Genomic DNA, 23019 nt, shown 5'->3' with positions numbered 1-23019 from the left:
AGAAGGCAAGAGCCTTTTAAGCGATTTTTTTATAATAATTGTATTCCCTTGTTGGCGAGTGTCCTTCTTTGACTGTCTGGCCAGTAGGATACTTGGACTTCTCCTATGTGGGCCTTTTGTAAGAAGAACATACATAGCCTTGATTGACCGATACCTCCACCGATTGTTTGTGGAAGCTTATCATCAAGTAGGAGTCTGTGATAGTCGTATTTGAGCCTATCAAGGTTTCCTGATTGTTTTAGCTGTTCATTTAGTCTGTGGCTATCTACCCTGATTCCCATGGATGATAGCTCTAGGGCATCGTCAAGGACTGGGTTATAGACGATTATATCTCCATTTAGGAGCCAATCATCATAGTCTGGGGCACGGTTGTCATGCTTTTCTCCATTTGTTAAAATTGTACCAATTTGTGATAGGAATATTGCCCCAAATTCCTTGGCAGCAAGCCTTTCTCTTTCCTTGCTATCCTTATCTGGATACATGGCTAGAAGTTCCTGGCTTGTTAAAAATCTTATTTGATCTTTAAGAAGTTTTTGCCTTGTTGGAAGAAGACCGCATAGGTATTCATCTAGACTTTTCATGGTCCTGTAAATGATTTCTACTGTTTGTTTTAAATATTCTTCATTCCTATCTTCTTTATTAATTATTTTTTCCCAATCCCATTGGTCTACATAAAAGGAATGGGTATTATCAGGCTCTTCGCATGCTCTAATGGCGTTCATGTCTGTGTAGAGGCCTTCGTGGGTTTTAAATTTATATTCCATGAGGGCGTATCTTTTCCATTTGGCTAGGGAATGGACAATTTCCATTTCTTCGTTATCAGCCTCTGGCAAGTTAAATGATACTGGTTTTTCTACGCCATTTAGGTTGTCATTTAGGCCTGATTTGCTTGATACAAATAGGGGAGCCGATACCCTTTTTAAATTTAGGTTATTGGCTAGGTTGATTTGAAAATAATCTTTTATTTCCTTTATTAAAACTTGAGTCCTGTAAAGGTCCTCGTTTGACTTGTAGGCTTCTGGTATTACTAATTTCATTATTAATTCTCCATCTTCTATTTTTCGCTATTATTCTTCTATTTTACTTCTTTTATAGGAAAATAAAAATTGTACAAAACTAAAATTTTCTTTCGAAATTACTATAAAAAATAAGGTTTATAAATAACTTGACTTAAGGGATTTTAACTGTATAACTTATCTAGAAATGGTAGAAATAAATTTTTTGATTTATACATACTTATACTAGCCATTTCAAAAAAAGAACTAGGATAAATGAATAAGCTTGTCACCTGTAGGTGGCTTTTTCTTTGTCCAAAATAAAATAGGAGAGAAAATGGAAAGTAAATTTAAAGAATTGTTTCAATTTGAAGGCAAAGTTTCTTTCAAAGAAGCCTTCCCACTAGCTTTACAACACGTAATCGCAATGATTGCAGGTTGTGTAGCACCTGCTTTGATCTTTGCTGATGCAGCAGGCCTAAGTCACGCTGATAGCATTATACTTGTACAGATGGCCCTTATAGGATCAGCCCTCACTTCATTTTTGATGCTTTATCCAATAGGGATTTTGGGTAGTAAATTACCTATGATTTATGGTGTAGCCTTCCCATATGTACCAACCATGATTGCCCTTTGTGGTCAATTTGAATCACTAGGTCCAGAAGGAATTGTGGCCGTAGTTTTAGGAAGTCAATTAATAGGAGCTATTGTTTCTATAGTGTTCGGTCTTGCCCTCAAATATATAACACCATTTTTCCCACCTCTTGTATCAGGAACTGTAGTTTTGGCTATAGGCCTTACCCTATATCCAGTTGCTATTACAAATATGGGTGGAGCAGGATCAGTTATGGCCCCAGGTTGGGGAGCATGGCAATATTGGCTTGTTGGTATAATCACCCTTCTTGTAAATGTTGGTCTTAACCACTTTGGCAAGGGCATTACTAAACTTGCTTCAGTACTATTTGCCATGGTTGTTGGCTATATCATAGCATTTTTCTTTGATATGGTAGACCTATCACCAGTTAGGGAAGCAGGTTGGTTATCAGTAGCAGCACCACTTCACTTTGGCATAAAATTTGAACCATCAGCCATAATTTCCTTTGTAATCATCTTTATGGTTACATGTATAGAAGGAATTGGAGATATGTCATCAACCACCATCGGAGGAATGGATAGAAACCCAACAGATGATGAGCTTAGGGGAGGAATTGTAGGTTTTGGTGTGGCAAATGTTATAGGTGCCTTTATAGGATGTCTTCCAACAGCTACATTTTCACAAAATGCTGGTATTGTTTCAGTAAACAAGGTTATAAATAGGAAGGTATTTTTCCAAGCAGGCCTAATAATACTTATAGCAGGCTTTATGCCAAAAATATCATCCCTACTTACAACAATTCCAGCCCCAGTAGTAGGCGGTGCAACACTTTCAGTCTTTGCTGCCATTACTATGAATGGTATCAGGATGATAACTGAACAACCACTTACAGTTAGAAATACTTCTATAGTAGGTATTGCAATTGCAATTGGATTTGGTTTTACAACTATAGTTACAACAGCTGACCAGGCAGGTGTAAGCTTCATGCCAGAAGCCCTTAAAAATGCCATAGGGGTATCACCAGTTGTCCTTGCAGCCCTTACTGCTATTTTGATGAATGTAATGATTCCAGAAAAGGAAGAAGATAAGAAGCAAGGATCAACTCTTGAAGAAGTCTTAGAAGGCTAAATTTTTTAAAAGAGACCAGTAAAATGGTCTTTTTTTGTGGGGATTTTTAGATTTTACATAGATTTTACATAACCTTAAAACGGATTTAGTATTGGCCTAGTATTATAGATATCGAAAGAAAAACTTTTAAGGAGTTAAAAATGAAAATTACAAATAAAAAAATTTTAGCAGCAACACTTTCACTAGGTCTTATCCTTGCAGGATGCGGAAATGGTGATCAGGCAAAAGAAGAAACAAAAACAGAAACAGCTACAGAGAAACCAGCAAAGGAAGAAGCAGCAAGCAAGACAGATGCAGCTGATTATGAATTTACTGTAGTTTCTAGAGAAGATGGTTCAGGTACAAGGGGTGCCTTCATAGAGCTAGTCGGCCTTGAAGAAGAAGTAGACGGCGAGAAAGAAGACATGACAACCCAAGCCGCAGTAGTTCAAAACTCTACCAATGCTGTTATGCAAACAGTAGCTGGCGATGAAGGAGCAATTGGCTATATCTCATTAGGTTCTCTAAATGATACAGTTAAGGCTGTTATGGTAGAAGGAGTCGAGGCTACAGAAGAAAACATAGCTTCTGGCGAATATAAGATTTCTAGACCATTTAACCTTGCCTACAAAGAAGCTGAATTATCAGACCTTGCCAAAGACTTCCTTAAATTTGTAATAAGCGAAGATGCCCAAGCCCTAAGCCTAGAAGAAGGCTATGTCCCACTTAAGGATTCTGAAAAATACCAGGCAAGTGGTTCTAAGGGAACACTCACAGTAGCAGGTTCTACCTCAGTAACCCCACTTATGGAAAAAATGGTAGAAAAATATAAGGAACTAAATCCAGAAGCCAACATCGAAATCCAATCAACTGGATCATCTGCAGGAATCGAAGCAGTAATAGATGGGGCAGCTGACATAGCAATGGCATCTCGTGAACTAAAAGATGAAGAAAAAGACAAGCTAGCCGTGGAGGTAATAGCCACAGATGGTATAGCCGTAATAGTAAATAAAGACAGTAAGCTTGAAGATTTGACCATAGACCAATTAAAGCAAATCTTTAAGGGCGAAATCACAAATACAAGCGAATTAGGAAAGTAAAATGGAAAAGATAAGGGAAAAAATCGGCGAGATAATTTTCCTCTTGTCTGCAGTAATGTCCGTATTTCTTATCTTACTTATCATATTCTTCATATTTTCTGAGGGTATGAAGTTTGTAAATGAATACGGACTTTTAAAATTCATCACAGGCTCAACTTGGAAACCAACTGCAGGCAATCCAAAATTTGGTATAAAACCAATGATAGTAGGATCTCTTATCGTAACCTTAGTATCAACATTAATAGCAGTACCCTTTGGCCTAGCCATATCAATCTTTATGGCCTATTATGCCAAAAAATCATACGGCTCGCTCAAGTCACTCATCAACCTCATGGCAGCAATCCCATCAGTAGTATATGGTTTCTTTGCAATGATGGTCCTAGTGCCTTTAGTTAAGGATATATTTGGAGTAAAAAGTGGTATGAACATGCTCACAGCATCCCTCCTCCTTGCCATCATGGTCTTACCGACTATGGTAAATATCTCAGAAAACTCTCTAAGGCAGGTGCCAAAGACCTTTATGACAGGATCCCTTGCCCTTGGAGCAAGCAAGGAAGAGACCATTGCCAAGGTCCTAGTGCCATATGCCAAATCAGGAATATTTTCATCCATAATCCTTGCCATAGGCAGGGCTATAGGGGAAACCATGGCAGTCTACCTAGTCATAGGCAACCAACCGATGATGCCAACATCTCTCCTAAAGGGAGCAAGAACTCTAACAACAAACATAGTACTAGAGATGGGTTATGCATCAGGAATGCATAGGCAGGCCCTAATAGCTACAGGAATGGTCCTCTTCTGCTTTATCCTGATCATAAACATACTTTTTAATATCATAAGAAATAAAACAGAAAGCAAATTTTAGGAGCTAAGATGAGTAAATTATTTAAAGGTCTAATCATGACCCTAACAACCATAGGCTATGCTGTATCGGGAATCATCATCGCCTATATCCTATTTGAAGGCATACCTAATATATCGCCGGGACTTTTCTCTCTGAAATACACATCAGAAAATGTCTCAATCATGCCTTCCTTGATAGCAACCCTGATGACAATCCTTCTAACCCTAATCGTATCCCTACCAGTAGGAATTTTTACAGCCATCTACCTATCAAATTACGCAAAAAACAAATTTTTAATAAAGGCAGTTAGGTTTTCAACAGAAATCCTATCATCAATCCCATCTATAGTCTATGGCTTGTTTGGCTACCTATTTTTTGTAACAAGAACAGGACTTGGACTTGGAATGAAATATTCTCTCCTTGCAGGATGTTTGACAGTAGCCATCATGGTCCTACCTACAATCATAAGGACCACAGAAGAGGCAATTCTTACAGTAAACCCTCAAAAGGCCCACGCATCCCTAGCTCTAGGAGCGACAAAAATTCAGACCATCTTTAAGGTAACACTTCCAGATGCCATGGACGGAATCCTAGGGGGAATCTTCCTATCCACAGGAAGAATAGTAGGAGAATCTGCAGCCCTAATCTATACCATGGGAACCCACCCAGAAATACCAAAAAGTTTATTTGACTCAGCAAGAACTATGGCAGTGCACATGTATGTCCTATCAAGTGAGGGATTTCATGTAAAAGAAGCCTATGCCACAGCGGTCCTACTACTTGTTTTTGTAGTGATAATAAACTTCCTATCTGCAAAAATAAGCAAGAAAATAGTCAAAGCTTAGGAGAAAAAATGGAGAATAAAAAAGAAAAGTCTCTTGAAAAAAATATAGACCAAGAGCTAAAAGATATAAAAAAATCAAACAAAAAAATCTTTAAGGAAAGAGTAGTCGAGGACATGAGCACATCAATCCTTGTAAAGGACCTAAAGCTATGGTATGACGACTTCATGGCCTTAAAAAATATAAATATGGATATCAAAAAAGGCAAGGTAACAGCCTTTATAGGCCCCTCTGGCTGTGGCAAGTCTACAACCCTAAAATGCTTTAATAGGATGAATGACCTTGTTGATTCGTGTAAAATAGAAGGTTTAATAGAAATAGAGGGGCAGGATATTTACAAAAAAGATGTGGATGTTGTCTCCCTTCGTAGAAATGTAGGAATGGTCTTCCAATCACCAAACCCTTTTTCAAAATCAATCTATGACAATATAACATACGGGCCAAAAATAAGTGGAATCAGGGATAAGGACAGTCTTGATGAAATCGTAGAAAAATCTCTAAAGTCTGCAGCAATTTGGGATGAGGTAAAGGATAAGCTTAAGCAAAATGCCCTATCACTGTCAGGTGGACAACAGCAAAGGATATGTATAGCAAGAACCCTATCAGTAAATCCTGAAATAATCCTAATGGATGAGCCAACAAGTGCCCTAGATCCTATATCAACAGCAGCTATAGAAGAGCTGATGGATCAGCTAAAAGAAAAGTACACTATAGTAATAGTAACTCACAACATGCAGCAGGCAGCAAGGATTTCTGACCAAACAGCCTTCTTCCTAACAGGAGAAGTCATAGAGATGGATGATACCAAAAAAATCTTTGAAAACCCATCTGATAAGAGGACCGAAGATTATATCACAGGAAGGTTTGGATGATATGATGAGAAGCAGATTTATAAATGACCTAGACTCAATCAAGGAAATGTCAAGCAAGGTCAACCAGCTAATATTAATATCCTATGATAGATTTGACCTATATTTGGAAAGCAAGAATAAAGAAAATTTAGACCATGTAATAGAGCTTTACGATGATATTAGAAGGGGAGCAAGCGGGGTAGAAAATTTCTGCTTTGAGCTCCTTGCCCTCCAGCAACCGGTAGCAAGCGATTTAAGGTTTTTGCAAATGGAGATAAAACTTGCCTCAAGTCAAAAAAGAATAGCAAGCCATCTCACATCGGCAGCTACCATCCTGAAAGAATACGACCTAACAGATCAAGAGGCAAACTTTTTAAAAGAATTCATAGCCAATGAAAAGAAAATGGCTCTTGATTCTATGAATGCTTTTGTAAATGATGATAAGGACCTAGCCCATAAAACCATAGAAAAAGACCAAATAAACAACAAATTATTTGTAGATGCTATAAATTATACAGCAAAACTAAACAAAGACGATAAGATAGGAGCGGTGGAATTATCAAATAAAATCCTCTTATTCAAATACTTTGAAAGATTAGGAGATAGGCTAAGAAGAGTAGCAGAATTAGCAACGAGGTTATAAATGATATATGTAGTTGAAGATGACAAGGCAATAAGAAATTTAGTAGCCTACGCCCTGGGCGAGAAGGGCTATGAGCTAAAGACCTTTGAGGATGGAATCGATATAGTAGATATCATAAGGGATAAGCCTTGCGATTTATTACTTCTTGACCTAATGCTGCCAGGCAAGGACGGGATAGAAATTTTAAAGGAAATAAGAGAATTTTCTGACCTGCCAGTAATAATCCTTACAGCCAAGACCGATGAATTTGACAAGGTCCTAGGCCTAGAAAGTGGGGCAGATGACTATATAAGTAAGCCTTTTTCAATCCTAGAACTTTTAAGTAGGGTCAAGGCAGTCCTAAGAAGGTCAAACAAGAAAGATACCGACCATATCAACTACAAAAACATAAGCATTAACACAAAAAAACGTACGGTCAAGGTCGATGGGGAAAAAATTGACCTAACCTACAAAGAATTTGAAATGCTAAATTTATTTATGAACAACTTAAGTAATGTCATAACCAGGGATGATTTTCTAATAAAAATCTGGGGCTATGACTATCAAGGAGAAACAAGAACCGTAGATGTCCATATAGCAAGCTTAAGAAGCAAGCTAAAGGATGCGGGAAAATATATAAAGACAGTAAGAAATCTCGGTTATAAATTTGGAGAAATATGAAAAAGTTAACTAAAAAATCCCTAATCACATCAGCAACCATAGCTAGCATCCTAGCTGTGGTTGTAGCTTTATATAGCAAAGATTACATAAATATCTTAATATTTTATCTAGGAAGTCTTGCAATTTTAATTAGTTCGCACCTCTTTATAGATAAAAAACTTGATAGCTATGCAAGCAAGGTCAGTGATTTCAATAAATATTACGATTTCAAAGACATAGGCGATGATTTTGAAGATGTGGGCAAGATTTATAGAAATTTATTAAATAAAAATGTTAGACTAGAAAAAAGAGTTTCCATGCTAGAAAGAAAGATTGACCAGCTTAAGGCTATGACATCAAACATGGAAGAAGGATTTATCATTTTTGATAGCAAGGGCAAGGTAGATATGATGAATGAATCTGCCAAAACCTTCCTAAATAAGGATGAGAGTGTCCATCTAGAAAATCTAATCAACAAAAAAGAATACCTCCTTGCCGTAAGGGAAGTAAAGCTTACATCTAAGTCCAGATCCCTATCTATAGACGTAAATAATTACCATCTAAAATTATTTATAGACCCGATAAACGAGGACTGGAAGATGGGCTTTGTAGTAATAGTCATAGATTATTCGGAAACTAGGAAGGCAGAGCTAATGAGAAGGGAATTTTCTGGCAATGTCACCCACGAACTAAAAAGCCCACTTACATCAATAAATGGCTACGCAGAGCTAATTGCTACAGGCCTAGCCAAGGATAAAGACATAAGAGAATTTGCTCAGATTATTTATGAAGAAGGCAATAGACTCTTAGAAATAATTGATGATATCCTAAAAATATCAAGGCTAGATGAGAGAGATTTTGAACTAAGCAAGAGTCCGATAGATTTAAAAGATGAAATGGATACAATAATCAAAAAATTTGCCCATGCATCTGATAAAAAGGGCATAAAAGTAATAAACCGCCTAGATAATTTTAAAATTTATAGCCAGAAATCTCTATTTGTCGACCTTTTATCAAATATTTACGAAAATGCCATCAAATATAATAAGGAAGGCGGAGAAATAGAAATATATTCTCTTCTTGAAGCAAGCTCTATAAAGCTTTGTATAAGGGACACAGGAATAGGGATTGCAAATTCTGACATCAAAAGAGTCTTTGAAAGATTTTATGTGGTAGATAAGTCTAGGGATAGGAAGGTAAAATCAACTGGCCTTGGCCTATCTATAGTCAAACATATAGCAGATTATTTAGAAATGGATATAAGTCTAGAAAGCACTCTGGGAGAGGGTTCTATCTTTATCATCAATATAAATTTAGAATAAAATGCAAATCCATATTGAAATATTATGTTAAATTTGTTACAATCATAGTAGGACTATATAAAAAAGGAGAATAAAATGAAGGTAACTATATGCTCATGTGCTAGGTGTACTGCCCACGGCAATGAATATTTACATGATTCAGCTGAAATAGTAAAAAGGGATGTGGAAGTTGCTTACGAAGTAGATGATCTAGGTAATGCTCCAGAGATTGAAATAATCTACGCAAACATAATGGATGAAGTTGAAGATTCAAAAAGACTATCACCAATTGTCAAAATTGATGACGAATACATAACAAAAGCAAAACCAGAAGTATTGATGGATAAGATGTATAGCACTATCAATGTTGATAGGCAGGCTAAGAAAAAAGCAAAGAATAAGTAAAAAATAAGTAGTTGAGGTAATAATGAAAGAATCGTACATAGATATATTAAACATAAGAAGGATGGCTTTTGAGGCAGTTGCAAAAATTGCCTACGAAAATAGGCCATTAACAGATATTGGACTAGAAGTTTATAACATACTTCCAGGTGAGGAAGCATCTTACAGGGAAAATATCTTTAGAGAAAGAGCTGTAATGGGCGAGAGACTAAGGATGTGTATAGGTCTTGATGCAAGAACAGCTGACAAGACAGAAGCCATAACAGCAGGCCTAGATGGAATGGATGTCGACAGAAGAATCTACCACCCACCTTTAGTACAAGTTATCAAAATCGCCTGCGAAGCTTGTCCAGAAAATAAGGTAACAGTTACAGACCAATGCCACGCTTGTATAGGCCACCCATGTGTAAATGTCTGCCCTAAAAACGCAGTCAGCTATTCAGCAAAGGGTGCTGTAATTGACCAAGATAAGTGTATCAAATGCGGCAAGTGCGTGGATGCTTGTCCATATAATGCAATCAACCACCAAAAGAGACCTTGTGCAGAATCTTGTGGTGTTAAGGCAATCAAATCAGACGAACTAGGCCGTGCATCAATAGATGAAGATAAGTGTGTAGCTTGTGGTAGATGTATCATAACCTGCCCATTTGGTGCCATCTCAGATAAGGGAGAAATTTACCAATTAATAAAATCTCTCCAATCAGATAGAAAAGTATATGCTATAGTAGCTCCTTCCTTTGTTGGCCAATTTGGAGCAAATGTAAGCCCAAAACAAATTAGAGAAGCTGTTAAAATGCTAGGCTTTGATGATATGATAGAAGTAGGACTTGGTGCTGACCTTACAACCATGAACGAAGCACACGAATTCTTAGAATCTGTACCAACAGGCAAGATTCCATTTATGGGTACATCATGCTGCTTCTCTTGGAAACTTATGGTAAGGAAGAACTTCCCAGACATTAACGACAAGATTTCAGAATCATCAACACCAATGATCTACTCAGGTAAGCAAATGAAAAAACGTGATCCAAACTGTGAAGTAGTATTCATAGGACCATGTATTTCTAAAAAGCTTGAAGCCCTAGAACCAGAAGTAGCTGAGGTAATAGACTTTGTAATAACCTACGAAGAGCTTCTAGGAATGCTCCTTGCTAAAGGTATTGAGCCAGCTGAGATAGAAGTAGAAGATGAAATCATGGATGCTTCAGAAACAGGTAGATACTACGCAGTAAGCGGTGGAGTAGCTAAGGCAGTTGAAAAAAGAATCCACGAAATAGATCCTGATGTAAAAGTAGAAATGGAAAATGCAGAAGGTCTGGCTGACTGTGTCAAACTGGCAAGAATGGCTAAACTTGGCAAGATGAATGGCAAGCTAATCGAAGGAATGGCTTGTATGGGAGGCTGTGTAGGCGGTCCTGGTACAGTAGTTGACGATAGAAAGAGCGGCAAGGCAGTTTTAGCCTTCTCTAAAGAATCAATCTTCAAATCTCCAGCAGACAATACCAATATCCCAGCTGAAGATAGGCCAGATGATAGCAAACTACAAGTAACAAAAGAAGACTAAAAATTATTATAAATGACAGGCAAAGACATTAACTTTGCTTGTCTTTTTTATTGGTAAGATTTAAAATTCGTTAAAAAATCTGATAGTGAAAATCAATTGCAGGCTTTCAAAAAATATGATAAAATAAAAATGAACAATGTTCGATATTTAAAGAACCTTGTAATTCAATATATAAAGGAAAGCATATGATCAATAAAAAACTTATGAAAATCTTGCAAGGATCAAAAAAATACCTCTATTGGAATTTATTTTTTAGAATCTTGTCCTTGCTTATGCAAATCGGAATAGTCTCAATCTTTAGCCAGACTCTTTCCTGTCTTTTAAGAAACAGTCTAGAAGAAATATCTCTTTGGCAAATAGTTTTATTTGGATTTTTGCTCATATCTATAAAACTTTTTAGTCAATATATGGCAAGCCGCATAGCCTTTATTTCTACTAAGGCCATAAAAGAGAAGATGAGAAAGATAATTTTTGAGAAAATGATGTATGATAGGATAAATTATAGGGATAAACTATCAACATCATCGCTTTTACAATTATCTGTAGAGGGAGTAGACCAGCTAGAAATATATTTTACATCCTACTTACCTCAACTTTATTATAGCTTCCTAGCTGCTTTTATTATCTTTATATTTATAGGATACATAAGCATAGATGCAGCTATTTGCATGATTTTGTGCCTGCCACTTATTCCCGTATCAATAATTCTGGTACAAAAGATAGCCAAAAAATTATTAGGTTCTTACTGGACATCTTATACCAACTTAGCCGATATTTTTCTAGAAAACCTAGAAGGCCTTACCGAATTAAAAATCTATGATGCAGATGAGTCTAGACAAAATTTGATGGATGACTTTGCAGAAAAATTTAGGAAGGCTACCATGAAAGTCCTACTCATGCAGCTTAATTCCACATCCATAATGGATATAATAGCATATGGTGGGACAGCTGCAGGCATTGGCATTGCTATCTTGGAATTTTCAAAAAATTCTATAAATATATTTGGTCTTACTTTTATAATCCTACTAGCGGCAGAATTTTTCCTACCTCTTAGGTTGTTAGGGTCATTTTTCCATATAGCTATGAATGGTATAGCAGCTTCTAATAAGCTGATGGCCCTTATAGATAGCGATAGCGAGGAAGTTGGCAAAGAAATAATAAAGGAAGAAAAGCTTGGTATATCTTTTAAAAATGTGAGTTTTTCTTATGATGATAAGAGGAGAATTTTGGATGATGTAAGTTTTGATATAAGGCCAAATCAGCTAACAAGTCTAGTTGGAGTAAGTGGTTCTGGAAAATCTACCATAGCTAGGCTAATAAAAGATTCAAAGCTTACTTATAGTGGGGAAATTCTACTAAATGATATAGAAAAAACTTCCTATTTTCCTGGAGATCTCAATAAAAACATTGTAAATATAGACTTTAATGCAAGACTTTTTAAGGGAAGTGTCAGGGAAAATTTATCTATAGCGAATTCTGCTTTAAGTGATGAAGATATGATAGGTGCTCTTAAAAAAGTAAACCTGTATGAATTTTTTGAAGGCCTTTCAGGTCTTGATACTCCTATTTTAGAAGAAGCTTCAAACCTATCAGGAGGTCAAAGGCAAAGACTAGCCCTTGCTAGGGCTCTACTTTTTAAGGCTAAGTTATATATCTTTGATGAGGCAACAAGCAATATAGATGGGGAAAATGAAAGAGAGATAATGAAAGTGATAAGAAAGCTTGCCGAGGAAAAATCAGTCCTTATCATCTCACACAAGCTTATAAATCTTGTAGATAGCGATATAATTTATTTTCTCGAAGATGGAGAAATTAAGGCAAGTGGTGACCATGAAAGTCTTTATAGGTCTTGTGAGCCTTATAAAAATATCTTTGATAAGCAAGAAGAGCTTTGCTCTTACGCTATGGGGGTAGGAAATGAAAAATAGAAGAAACGGCCTTGTGGTCATGAAAAATATGATTGGCCTTGTAGGGGACCTAAAAATATATATGCTTATAGCAGCCTTTATTGGAACGCTTGGTCATTTGTGTGCAAGTTTTATCACGATTTTTGCAGGCTACGGTCTTTTAGCTAATATAAATAATGATGGTAGGAATATTTTCTTTATCAAGCTAATGTTTGCCATAGCAATCTTAAGGGGGATTTTCCACTATATAGAGCAATACGCCAACCATTACCTGGCCTTTAAAATTTTGGCAAAGATAAGGCACTTAGTTTTTAAGAAAATGAGAAGCCTGGCGCCTGCAAAACTATCAGGCAAGGATAGGGGCAATCTTATAAGCCTAATTACATCAGATATAGAGCTTTTGGAGGTATTCTATGCCCACACCATTTCCCCAATAGCCATAGCGATTTTGTATATGATATTTATGGAAATATTTATAGGGAGCTTTTCAATCTACCAAGCCCTCCTTGCCTTAATGGCCTACCTAAGTCTTGGCGTTCTTTGTCCATATTTTATTAGTAGAAAAAATTCTGAACTAGGGCTTAATCTAAGAAATAAAAATGGAGACTTAAATTCCTTTGTTCTTGAAACAATTAGAAATATAGACGAAGTAAAGCAATTTGACCTTAGGGATTCTAAGCTAAAGACCCTAAGAAATAAATCCAGGTCTCTAAGAAAAACTGCCAACAAACTCGATATATTAAAATCAAAATCAGAAGCTATGATAGGGGCTTTGATCTTAGTTTTTAGCTTTTTGATGTTAATTTTATCAGTCTACCTATTTCAAAATAAAATCATAGACATAAAGGGAGTTGTTATTCCAGTCCTTGCTATGTTTTCAAGCTTTGGACCTTTTGTAGCCCTATCAAATCTAGGCAATATCTTATCCCACACCCTTGCTAGTGGTGATAGGATTTTAGACCTCTTAGAAGAAGAGCCCCTTGTAAAAGAAGTCGAAGGATATTTAGACATGGAAAAATTTGAAAGCGCAAGTATTTCTGATATTTCCTTTGCTTACAAGGATGAAAAAATTATAGAAGGCTTATCTTTGGATATACCTAAAAATAAAATTTTGGCTATATATGGTAAAAGCGGCTCAGGTAAGTCAACTCTACTTAGGTTATTGATGAGATTTTGGGATGTTGATTCTGGAAAGATAGAAATAAATGAAGAAAATATACAAAATATCCCAAGCAAAAACTTAAGGCAAATGCAAGCTCTCTTGGGTCAAGATACTTATATATTCAATATCAGCCTTAAAGATAATATAAGAATTGGAAAAATTGGGGCAAGTGATGAAGAGATTATACAAGCTGCTAAAAAAGCCTCAATCCATGAATTTATAGAATCTCTCCCTGATGGCTATGACAGTTTGGCAGGAGAGCTTGGAGATAGCTTTTCAGCTGGAGAAAGGCAAAGAATTGGCATAGCTAGGGCCTTTCTCCATGATGCAGACCTTATGCTCTTTGACGAACCGACATCTAATCTTGATATCTTAAACGAGGCGACAATACTTAAGTCAATCAAAAAGGCTAGTAAGAATAAGACCATCCTTCTGGTAAGCCATAACCTATCTAGCTTATCAATTGCAGATGAAAAAATAAAAATAGAGTCAATGAGGAAATCTTAGCATATATTTGTCCTTTATAAGCTTAAATGATATAATAACACATATGATATAAAGAGAGGTTCTTATGGGACAAACAACACTCATGCTTATGATCATAACTATAGTCTCCAAAGTCTTTGGCTTTGTTAGAGAGGCTGTAATGGCATCCTTTATCGGAGCCAGTGATCTAAAAAGCATTTACACAACAGCCAATACCCTGCCAGTAGTTGCAGCAAACTTTGTGGCAGTCGGTATTATTTCAGGTTTCATACCAATATATAACAAGGCAAAAAATGAGGAGGGCGAAGCGGCCGCTGAGGAATTTACATCAAATATTTTCAATATTTTGATGAGATTTGGCCTTGTTGCAGTAGTCCTTGGTATAATTTTTGCAAGACCATTTTCAAAAATTTTAAGCCCATCCCTAGAGGGAGAGTGGCTAGATCTTGCCACAAATTACACCAGGATAATGATGTTTGCAGTCTTTGCTTACCTTTATTCAGCAGTCTTTAGGGGATATCTGAACCTAAAGGGTAATTTCTTTGACCCAGCCATAACCGGTATATTGATGAATGTGATTATAATAATTTTCACCATCCTAACCGGTATTACTGGCAATCCTTACCTTTTGATTATAGGGGCGCTTTTGGGAAATGTCCTCCAGTATATCCTATTTCCAAAGGCTGCGAAAGATGCAGGTTATGAGCATAAGAGAACATTTGATATTCATAATAAATATGTAAGAAGCTTAATGCTCATATCAATTCCGATTATAATATCATCTGCGGCAGGCGAGCTTTCTATAATTGCAGATAACTCAATGGCTTCAGCCTTTTTTGGCAAGGCTGCCATATCAAAGCTATTTTACTCAAAGACCATGCTTACCCTAATTACAGGTGTAATTACAGTTTCTGTAACTACAGCTATCTTTCCAAAGATTGCAAGCCTTGGCCAAGCTGGTGAGTTTGAGCAGATGAAGGGGGAAATATCATCTGCAGTTGTCACTACTATGAGTCTAGTAATACCTGCTACAATCGGGATGATGGTTCTATCTAGACCAATAATAGAGCTTGTTTTTGAAAGAAATGCCTTTACAAGCGATGATACAGCCATAGTTGCAAGTTTGCTTACAGCCTACTCACCTTATATAATTTTCCAATCTTTGTCAGATGTGGTGGATAGAGGATTTTATGCGGTTGGCGATAGTAAGACACCGGTTATAATTGTAGTTATGCAACAATTTTTAAATATTATCCTAAACTTTATACTAATTAAGTTTTTTGATCTAGAGGGACTTGCCTATGCCACAGTTTTATCAACTGCCATAGGATCAGCCTTTATGCTTTATAAGTTTAGGGACAATTTTGGGGCCTTTAACTTTAGACAGGCTGCCATATCTTTAGGTAAGATTATCCTTGCTACATGCATAATGGCATCTCTTGCCATGCTTACCTATTCAGGACTTGCAGGCAAAATAAGCCATATAATAGCTCTTTTTGGGGCAATTATTGTGGCAGGATTTGTTTATGTTTTGCTTATATTACTTGCTAGGATTCCTGAAGTTATGGACCTTGTAAATCACATTTATCATAAGATATTTGGAAGAAGGGAAAAAGAAAAAAGAGTAGCAAAGAAAAAAAGAAAACAAAGATATTAAAAAAGAGCTAAAGCCTTAGCTTTCCTGAGATTAACTCTTGGAAAGCTAGGCCCTAGCTCTTTTTACATTTTCATTATTGTATTTTTTATAAAGATTGATACGACCTTAGAGAAGTTTTCTAGGCTACTTATCTTGCAAAAATCTGCCCCATAGATTAGCTTGGCATTTTCTAAATCTTCATCTTCGCCGGTAAAGACTCCAAGGACTGATACTTCATCGTTTTTGATATTTCTAATCTCCTTGGCTGTGTCATTTACGGCAAGTTCTCCCACATATTGGTTTTTTTGAAGGAGCTTAACTGTATTTATATTTGCCTTTTCATCGTTTGGTTTGCCATCTGAAAGGATTATTAGGATGTGCTTTTCATTGTCCTTAGTCTTATCTATTAGCTCATTTAAAAGCTTAAAGGCTAGGCCATCCCTATTTGATCCTGAGGCAAAGTATTTATAAATCTCATTGTTTTTGTGTTTTTCATTATAGTCCCTAAAAATATTAAAGACTGTGTGATCTCTTAGGGTCGAATAAGACATGACCCTAATTGGAATTCCTACCTCATCCATGGCATTTTCTATGATGTAGGCTTGGTTGGCTATTATCTCTTGTCTTTTATTTTGACTGGCCGATGAATCTAGGAGCAAATCCACCTTAAAACTGGATACATCGTCATTTTCCATATTGTCAAAGATATTAAAATCCTTTAGGACGGATGCCCTCCAGGCCTTGGTAGAATCAACCATGCCGTAGGATTTAGAAATTTCTGAAAAATCTTCATAATTAGCTATAGAATTTTTTATAGTCTGGGCAAGTTCCTTAATCGAACGGTTGTTAATTGCTAGGTTTTTTTCTATATATGCCTTGTTTTTTTCGTAAACTTCATCCCTATTTTTCTTATAAAACCTGGCATTTGGGCTATCCTTGTAGATTCCTTTTGTAAAATAAAGGCTCTTGCCAGCATGGACTCCCTTGGCTACTTTTTCTTCTAGGGCTCTGACCTTAGCTTCTGGGTAGATGCTTTTGCCGTAGAAGTCTTCTATAAATTCATCACTTGTGTGGTAGCCTTCCTTATCAGCATTTAAGAGGATAAGGTGCCTGTCATTGTCCTTTTTCTTATCTTCCAGGTAGATATTGCCTGTAAATTCTGCAGAACCTATGTTAAATTGATCCTTGATAAATTCATCAGAAAAATCTGCCTTTTCTTCATCCTTTTTAGAAGATTTAAAATCCTTAGGCTCCTTATCCTTGATCATTTCATTAAGGAGGGCCTGGTTTTCTTCTGATCTTTCAAAGGCAAAATATGTCTTAAAGACCTTATTTAATTTATCAATAAGGTCTGCCGTATCTAGTGTATAGATTTTAAAAATCTCATTGTAAATATTTCTAAAAAGGGATCCTTCTGTGATTGGCTTGCCTAGGACCTTGCCATAGTAGGCCTTTTCAATTTGTTCTTTTAGGTCATCTGCCTCATGGTAGCGGTATTTGCGTAGGATTTTACTTGCGTAGGTTTTTCTGAACTTTTCTATTACTAAATTAGAATCTTTAAGACTTTTAAAGGCTATATCCTCAAGTAAGAGATTTGTTATATAGGAAAATTCCTCATAGAAGGGATTTTCATCTCTTAAATAAGCAAAGAAAGAATCAAGCATATCAAAATCAAAGGTCTTTATGATAAAGCCTGTTGTCATATTTTTATAGACTTGATCCATAGGATAGGATTTTTTGGGGATGAATTTGTAATCATCCGCAAAGTCCCATATTATGTTGTACTCTCTTATTTTTTCATAATTTTCATTCATCAAAGACACTCTCATCTATTGATTCAGGTATTTTTGTTTTGATAGCATCAAGGACTATCTCCCTTTCAAAGGCATCAAAGGACTTATTTACAAGACCCATCATGATCGCCTTATATGGATTGAGTCCCACTCTCATTATCTCGATTGCTCCGATTAGTCCTCTTAGGTCGACTGGCTTGGTTGATATCTCGTTATTTTCGCTCTTTGTTTGTAAAGATATAAAGACATCAATAAAGGCCTTGCGGTATTTTTCTTTTAATTTTGGGAAATTATCTGTAAGGAGCTTATCAAGGTTAGACTCGCTGATGTTTGGCACATTTATAATCATAAACCTAGAAGCAAGGGCTTCATTTAATTCACGAGTGCCTACATAGCCGTAGTTCATTGTCCCTATAAATCTGGTATTTGGATCAAGCTTTATCTTATCAAAACCAGAAATTTCGATAATCCTCCTGTGGTCAAGACTTGCGTGGAGGACTGAAATGGCCTCGTTTTTAGCCATATTAATCTCATCTAATATTGCAAAACCACCATTTAGGGCTGCCTCAAAGATAGGACCCTTCCTAAATTTGACCTCACCATCCTTAAAGGTATCAGCCCCGATAAGGGAAGCAAAGTCTGTATTGACGTGGAAGGAAATATCATAGGCTGGCCTTTTAAATAAATAGGAAAGGTTGGCCGCAAGGACATTTTTTCCTGTAGCCTTAGCTCCTGTAAGGAGGATATTTTTGCCTGCAAGAAGGGCTGCAATTGCCTCTTCTAAGACTTCTTTTCCATAATATTTATATTCTGGCTTAATGACCCTATCAGAATCATCAAGGCCATTTTCTTTTCTATATTTTTCTAATTGGGCAATTAAGTTATCATTTATGCCCTGGTCTTTTAAATAATCTATCATTTTACACCTCTAAAATATTATACATAAAAAAATTTAATTTTCGACTTATCTTCTTGACTTAGTCCCAAATAGTACTATAATAAATATAGATAAATTAAAATTGTTTATTTACTTTAGAGAAAGAGGGAGTATGAATTTTGAAAAAGAACCCATATTCTATATTTTTTCTTTGCTAAGATGTGCCAATGGCCTAAATAAGGAGAGGGCAAAGGTCTATGGCTTAAATGACCTTGAGACTATCGTCCTAATCCACATAGGCTTTATGGAAAATCCTACCCAAAAGGATATATCTGAAAGGCTGAGTGCTCCCAAGCAAACAGTCAACAATATCATCAAAAATCTAAGGGAGGACGGTCTAATAGACCTAATCCCGGATGAAGTTGACAAGAGAATCAGAATCCTAAGGCTTACTGAAAAGGGCAAGAAAAATAGGGATGAGAGATTAAAACCGATCAATGAATCAAATGTTAGAATGAAACAGAGATTGGGCGATGAGAAGGTTAGAGAGATAAAAGATGCTCTTAAGCTTTTGATTAGCACAATCAAGGAAGATTTTAAAAAGGAGGATTAATGGAATCTATAAAAGAATTTAACAGGTCCTTTTCTTATATCAAGAAATACCTGGGAGAGTACAAGAAAAATCGAAATCTTTCTAGGATTTTTACAATTTTAGAGACTATACTTGAGCTACTTATTCCATACCTTATGGCCCTTACCCTTAATAATGCTGTTCAGGGCAAGGACTTGGGAATGGCTATTAAGTATGGAATCTTGATGGTCATAGCAGCTCTTTTGACAATGTTTTTTGGTATGAAGGCTACAAAAAACGCCGGAATTTCATCATCAGGCATGGGTCACAATGCCCGTCTGGCTCAATTTGAAAATATCCAAAGATTTTCTTTTGAGGATATAGATTATTTTGGGGTCCCATCCCTACTTACAAGACTATCATCAGATGTTCAACAAATAGCCATGTCCATGTTTATGTCGACAAGATTTGTCATTAAGACTGTGGCAATGGCGGTAGTTTCTTTTGTTTTGGCCCTAAATGCATCGCTTAAATTATCTTTGATATTTTTAGTGGCTGTGCCAATTTTATTTGCCATGCTTATGGGCCTTGCAAGCTTTGCTATACCTAAGTTTAGGAAGGCAAGATTCCAATATGATAAATTAAACTTAGTCATAGAAGAAAATCTTAACAACTCTAGGGTTATCAAGGCCTTTGTGAGGAAAAGATACGAAATTGACAAGTTCATGATCCAAAATGAAAAGATGTTTGAATACGCAGATGGATCTCAAGGACCAATGTCATATCTATTTCCAATTGCCAATGTAATCTTATTTGCAACCTTCGTAGCCATTACCTACTTTGGAGGAATTGAGATTATAGAAGGCAGACTTGGGGTAGGCGACTTGGTTTCCTTTAATATGTATGCGACAATGCTTCTAGGCGCCTTTATAGGCATGTCCATGGTTCTTACTACCTTCATGGGAGCTTCTCCTGGCATTACTAGGGTTGTAGAAGTTATTGACAGGAAGCCTTCAATGGATAATAGTCAAAAAATCGAAGGCCTAAAACTAGAAGATGGGTCAATTGACTTTACAGATGTATGCTTTAAATATGAAAAAGATTCAGACCAATACCAATTAGAAGATGTAAATCTTCACATAAAAAGTGGTGAGTCTGTAGGGATTTTGGGATCAACCGGTTCATCAAAATCAACCCTAGTTCAGCTTATACCTAGGCTTTATGATATTTCTTGCGGATCGCTTAAGGTAGGTGGCCATGATGTTAAAGATTATGACCTCAAAACCTTAAGGGATGATGTAGCAATAGTTCTCCAGAAAAACACCCTATTTTCAGGAACTATTGCAGATAACCTAAGATGGGGAGATGAGTCAGCAAACCTAGGAGAGATTATTGAGGCAAGCAAGATTGCCCAGGCTGATGGCTTTGTCAAAGAACGTCACGATGGCTATGATTCGGTTCTAGGCCAAGGAGGAGTCGGTGTATCTGGTGGCCAAAGACAAAGGCTAACCATAGCCAGAGCCCTTCTTAAAAATCCTAAGATTCTAATCCTTGATAACTCTACATCAGCAGTAGATACCAAGACAGAGTCAGCGATCATCGATGGGATCAACAAGTTTAACAAGGATCTTACAAAGCTTATCATATCTCAAAGGGTATCTTCCTTTAAATATGTTGATAGGATTATAGTGATGAATGAAGGAAAGATTGAAGCTATAGGCAGCCACGAAGAGCTTTACGCAAATAACAAGACCTATAGGGATACCTATGATATCCAACAACAAGGAGGTGGAGCTAATGAATAATAGTCACAAGATGAATGGCAAATCATATAGAAGAAATATTTCGTTTTCATCAATAGCTAGACTTTTATCCTACCTTTTTGAATACAAGTGGCAGATGTTTTTGATAGTAGTCTGCGTAATAGTATCAGCCCTTACTCAAATTTGGGGAGTAAATATGCTCCAGCCAATCATTGACTCTTACATCTTAAAGGCAGATTTAGATGGGCTAAAGATAGCCTGCCTACAAATGGGTGCAATTTATTTTGTATCAGCAGCCACATCCTTTATCTATTCACGACTTATGGTAAGGATAGGGGAAAGGTCAATAAGAAATATAAGGGAAGAATTATTTGAAAAAATTCAAAAAATGCCAATAAATTTCTTTGACTCCAACCAACACGGCGAGATTATGTCAAGATTTACCAACGACACAGATGTTCTAAGCCAGGCACTTGCAAATACAGTTCCAACCATAGTTAGGGCTACAATCATGTTTACAGGTACAATACTTGTCATGTTTAAACTAAGCTTTGGCTTGACCTTTACCCTATTTTTAGGCCTTTTGGTAATGATACCAATCCTATCAAAGATAGTTCTTAAGTCAGCCAAAAGCTTCGGCGAGGGCCAGGCGAATGTGTCTACTTTACACGGTTTTTCAGAAGAAACCCTATCTGGTCAAAAGGTAGTAAAGGTATTTTCTAGGGAAGAGAAGGCCTTTGATGATTTTTATGATAAAAGTGAAAATGTAAGGTCAGCCTTTGCCAGGGCCAATACCTATGCAGGTAGGATGATGCCATTTTTGATAAATATGGTAAATATCCTCTATGCGGCAATTACTGTTCTGGGTGTATATTTCACTATTCAGGGAGACCTCACAGTAGGTGTTCTTGCAGCATTTTTATCAAATATCAGACAAATCCAAAACCCAATAGTAAATGTCAGCCAACAGGCCAACATGGTCTTCCAAGCCATGGCAGGTGCTGATAGAATTTTTGAAATAATTGACATGCCAATAGAAAAAGACACTGGCTTTATAGAGCTAGTCAATGCCTATCAAAAGGCAGATGGTTCAATAGAAGAATCTGATAAGCTAACAGGTCGCTATGCCTGGATGTGGGATGATGGAGAGAAGAAACACTACAAGATGCTTGAGGGTAGGCTAGAATTTAAAAATGTAGACTTCTCCTATGATGGTAAAAACCAAATCCTAAAGGACATTTCCTTCTACGCAGATCCAGGTGAAAAAATTGCCTTTGTAGGCTCAACCGGTGCTGGTAAGACAACCATAACCAATGTCATCACCAGATTTTATGAAATAGACAATGGCTCTATAGAAGTAGATGGGATAGATACTAGAGATATCAAAAAAGACCACTTAAGGCGTGCCTTTGGAATGGTTCTTCAAGATGTAAACCTCTTTACAGATACAATTGAGAAAAATATCAGATATGGAAGGCTAGATGCAAGTGAAAGTGACATAAAATTATCAGCCAAGCTTTCAGGTGCAGATTCCTTCATCAAGAGACTTCCTGATAGGTACCAGGCAGAGATAAATGGCGACGGTTCATCACTTTCAGATGGTCAAAACCAATTAATATCAATCTCAAGGGCAGCCCTTGCAGAACCACCAATGCTAATTTTAGATGAGGCGACCTCATCAATTGATACATCCACAGAAAGGGATGTAACAGAAGCCATGGATAATCTTATGACAGGATCAACCTCCATAGTCATAGCCCACAGGCTATCCACCATCCAAAACTCTGATGTAATCATGGTAATGGATTCAGGTAGGATAATAGAACGTGGCAACCACGACAAGTTAATAAAAGAAAAGGGAACCTACTGGCAATTATACACAGGTAGGCTAGAACTTGACTAAAAATATAGGCCTCTCAATCTCAGATTGGGAGGTTTTGT

At 36.7% G+C, this 23019-nt stretch carries 19 protein-coding genes; 16 read left to right on the top strand and 3 right to left on the bottom strand.

Annotated features, from left to right (window positions below):
• Positions 1-29: 29 nt before the first annotated feature.
• Positions 30-1037: an aspartate--ammonia ligase gene (gene asnA, locus C8269_RS06000; RefSeq protein WP_158698386.1), complete on the bottom strand. Its 1008-nt coding sequence runs from the start codon at positions 1035-1037 to the stop codon at positions 30-32.
• A 295-nt stretch (positions 1038-1332) separates the two neighbouring features.
• Between asnA and C8269_RS05995 the strand changes: the two genes are divergently transcribed.
• The 13 genes from C8269_RS05995 to murJ all read left to right on the top strand — a co-directional run bounded on the left by C8269_RS05995 (position 1333) and on the right by murJ (position 16095).
• Positions 1333-2718, top strand: coding sequence for a uracil-xanthine permease family protein (locus C8269_RS05995; protein WP_106460813.1), 1386 nt, complete (start codon positions 1333-1335; stop codon positions 2716-2718).
• A gap of 140 nt (positions 2719-2858) precedes the next feature.
• On the top strand, positions 2859-3797 hold the full coding sequence (locus C8269_RS05990; RefSeq protein ID WP_106460812.1) for a substrate-binding domain-containing protein: 939 nt from the start codon (positions 2859-2861) through the stop codon (positions 3795-3797).
• 1 nt (position 3798) lies between these two features.
• Entirely contained in the window at positions 3799-4662 is an 864-nt protein-coding gene (gene pstC / locus C8269_RS05985; RefSeq protein ID WP_106460811.1) for a phosphate ABC transporter permease subunit PstC, read from the top strand.
• An 8-nt stretch (positions 4663-4670) separates the two neighbouring features.
• Entirely contained in the window at positions 4671-5486 is an 816-nt protein-coding gene (pstA, locus tag C8269_RS05980; RefSeq protein ID WP_106460810.1) for a phosphate ABC transporter permease PstA, read from the top strand.
• A gap of 113 nt (positions 5487-5599) precedes the next feature.
• Complete coding sequence (pstB, locus tag C8269_RS05975; protein ID WP_234025861.1) at positions 5600-6355, top strand: phosphate ABC transporter ATP-binding protein PstB; 756 nt, start codon at positions 5600-5602, stop codon at positions 6353-6355.
• Positions 6356-6359: 4 nt separating this feature from the next.
• Positions 6360-6977 carry a PhoU domain-containing protein gene (locus tag C8269_RS05970; protein ID WP_106461137.1) on the top strand — a complete coding sequence of 206 codons (618 nt, stop codon included), beginning with the start codon at positions 6360-6362 and terminating at the stop codon, positions 6975-6977.
• Entirely contained in the window at positions 6978-7637 is a 660-nt protein-coding gene (locus C8269_RS05965; RefSeq protein WP_106460808.1) for a response regulator transcription factor, read from the top strand.
• Positions 7634-8938, top strand: coding sequence for a sensor histidine kinase (locus tag C8269_RS05960; RefSeq protein ID WP_106460807.1), 1305 nt, complete (start codon positions 7634-7636; stop codon positions 8936-8938). Before C8269_RS05965 ends, C8269_RS05960 begins: the two co-directional genes overlap by 4 nt.
• 75 nt (positions 8939-9013) lie before the next feature.
• Entirely contained in the window at positions 9014-9322 is a 309-nt protein-coding gene (locus C8269_RS05955; protein ID WP_106460806.1) for a hypothetical protein, read from the top strand.
• Between the two features lie 22 nt (positions 9323-9344).
• Positions 9345-10883 (top strand): 4Fe-4S dicluster domain-containing protein, encoded by a 1539-nt coding sequence (locus C8269_RS05950; protein ID WP_106460805.1) that lies wholly within the window; start codon positions 9345-9347, stop codon positions 10881-10883.
• Positions 10884-11068: 185 nt separating this feature from the next.
• On the top strand, positions 11069-12811 hold the full coding sequence (locus C8269_RS05945; RefSeq protein WP_106460804.1) for an ABC transporter ATP-binding protein/permease: 1743 nt from the start codon (positions 11069-11071) through the stop codon (positions 12809-12811).
• Positions 12801-14459, top strand: coding sequence for an amino acid ABC transporter ATP-binding/permease protein (locus C8269_RS05940; RefSeq protein ID WP_106460803.1), 1659 nt, complete (start codon positions 12801-12803; stop codon positions 14457-14459). Before C8269_RS05945 ends, C8269_RS05940 begins: the two co-directional genes overlap by 11 nt.
• Before the next feature lie 64 nt (positions 14460-14523).
• Positions 14524-16095, top strand: coding sequence for a murein biosynthesis integral membrane protein MurJ (gene murJ / locus C8269_RS05935; protein WP_106460802.1), 1572 nt, complete (start codon positions 14524-14526; stop codon positions 16093-16095).
• Between the two features lie 62 nt (positions 16096-16157).
• Here murJ and C8269_RS05930 read toward each other — a convergent pair whose 3' ends face one another.
• Positions 16158-17888 carry a hypothetical protein gene (locus C8269_RS05930; protein WP_106460801.1) on the bottom strand — a complete coding sequence of 577 codons (1731 nt, stop codon included), beginning with the start codon at positions 17886-17888 and terminating at the stop codon, positions 16158-16160.
• Positions 17881-18786 (bottom strand): AAA family ATPase, encoded by a 906-nt coding sequence (locus C8269_RS05925; RefSeq protein WP_106460800.1) that lies wholly within the window; start codon positions 18784-18786, stop codon positions 17881-17883. Before C8269_RS05925 ends, C8269_RS05930 begins: the two co-directional genes overlap by 8 nt.
• Positions 18787-18916: 130 nt before the next feature.
• Here C8269_RS05925 and C8269_RS05920 point away from each other — a divergent pair, with 130 nt between their 5' ends.
• Genes C8269_RS05920 through C8269_RS05910 form a run of 3 tightly spaced genes read left to right on the top strand, consistent with a single transcriptional unit; the run spans position 18917 to position 22981 of the window.
• Positions 18917-19357, top strand: coding sequence for a MarR family winged helix-turn-helix transcriptional regulator (locus C8269_RS05920; RefSeq protein ID WP_106460799.1), 441 nt, complete (start codon positions 18917-18919; stop codon positions 19355-19357).
• The gene (locus C8269_RS05915; protein ID WP_106460798.1) at positions 19357-21120 is read left to right on the top strand and encodes an ABC transporter ATP-binding protein; all 1764 of its coding nucleotides are present in this window, start codon (positions 19357-19359) and stop codon (positions 21118-21120) included. The genes C8269_RS05920 and C8269_RS05915 overlap by 1 nt, the downstream gene beginning before the upstream one ends.
• Positions 21113-22981, top strand: coding sequence for an ABC transporter ATP-binding protein (locus C8269_RS05910; protein ID WP_106460797.1), 1869 nt, complete (start codon positions 21113-21115; stop codon positions 22979-22981). The genes C8269_RS05915 and C8269_RS05910 overlap by 8 nt, the downstream gene beginning before the upstream one ends.
• Positions 22982-23019: the final 38 nt, after the last annotated feature.

Source organism: Anaerococcus sp. Marseille-P3915, assembly GCF_900258475.1.
Lineage (GTDB): Bacteria > Bacillota > Clostridia > Tissierellales > Peptoniphilaceae > Anaerococcus > Anaerococcus kampingae.
Note: the sequence above shows the minus strand (reverse complement) of the source record. Positions and strands in the feature narration are given on the sequence as shown.

What these genes read in the sequence shown, in the direction of transcription:
- C8269_RS05920 (WP_106460799.1), top strand. Translation starts at nt 18,917, where the DNA reads ATGAATTTTGAAAAAGAACCCATATTCTATATTTTTTCTTTGCTAAGA.
- C8269_RS05955 (WP_106460806.1), top strand. Translation starts at nt 9,014, where the DNA reads ATGAAGGTAACTATATGCTCATGTGCTAGGTGTACTGCCCACGGCAAT.
- C8269_RS05965 (WP_106460808.1), top strand. Translation starts at nt 6,978, where the DNA reads ATGATATATGTAGTTGAAGATGACAAGGCAATAAGAAATTTAGTAGCC.
- C8269_RS05970 (WP_106461137.1), top strand. Translation starts at nt 6,360, where the DNA reads ATGAGAAGCAGATTTATAAATGACCTAGACTCAATCAAGGAAATGTCA.
- C8269_RS05945 (WP_106460804.1), top strand. Translation starts at nt 11,069, where the DNA reads ATGATCAATAAAAAACTTATGAAAATCTTGCAAGGATCAAAAAAATAC.
- C8269_RS05940 (WP_106460803.1), top strand. Translation starts at nt 12,801, where the DNA reads ATGAAAAATAGAAGAAACGGCCTTGTGGTCATGAAAAATATGATTGGC.
- C8269_RS05960 (WP_106460807.1), top strand. Translation starts at nt 7,634, where the DNA reads ATGAAAAAGTTAACTAAAAAATCCCTAATCACATCAGCAACCATAGCT.
- C8269_RS05910 (WP_106460797.1), top strand. Translation starts at nt 21,113, where the DNA reads ATGAATAATAGTCACAAGATGAATGGCAAATCATATAGAAGAAATATT.
- pstA (WP_106460810.1), top strand. Translation starts at nt 4,671, where the DNA reads ATGAGTAAATTATTTAAAGGTCTAATCATGACCCTAACAACCATAGGC.
- C8269_RS05915 (WP_106460798.1), top strand. Translation starts at nt 19,357, where the DNA reads ATGGAATCTATAAAAGAATTTAACAGGTCCTTTTCTTATATCAAGAAA.
- C8269_RS05925 (WP_106460800.1), bottom strand. Translation starts at nt 18,786, where the DNA reads ATGATAGATTATTTAAAAGACCAGGGCATAAATGATAACTTAATTGCC.
- pstB (WP_234025861.1), top strand. Translation starts at nt 5,600, where the DNA reads ATGAGCACATCAATCCTTGTAAAGGACCTAAAGCTATGGTATGACGAC.
- C8269_RS05930 (WP_106460801.1), bottom strand. Translation starts at nt 17,888, where the DNA reads ATGAATGAAAATTATGAAAAAATAAGAGAGTACAACATAATATGGGAC.
- C8269_RS05950 (WP_106460805.1), top strand. Translation starts at nt 9,345, where the DNA reads ATGAAAGAATCGTACATAGATATATTAAACATAAGAAGGATGGCTTTT.
- murJ (WP_106460802.1), top strand. Translation starts at nt 14,524, where the DNA reads ATGGGACAAACAACACTCATGCTTATGATCATAACTATAGTCTCCAAA.
- C8269_RS05995 (WP_106460813.1), top strand. Translation starts at nt 1,333, where the DNA reads ATGGAAAGTAAATTTAAAGAATTGTTTCAATTTGAAGGCAAAGTTTCT.
- C8269_RS05990 (WP_106460812.1), top strand. Translation starts at nt 2,859, where the DNA reads ATGAAAATTACAAATAAAAAAATTTTAGCAGCAACACTTTCACTAGGT.
- pstC (WP_106460811.1), top strand. Translation starts at nt 3,799, where the DNA reads ATGGAAAAGATAAGGGAAAAAATCGGCGAGATAATTTTCCTCTTGTCT.
- asnA (WP_158698386.1), bottom strand. Translation starts at nt 1,037, where the DNA reads ATGAAATTAGTAATACCAGAAGCCTACAAGTCAAACGAGGACCTTTAC.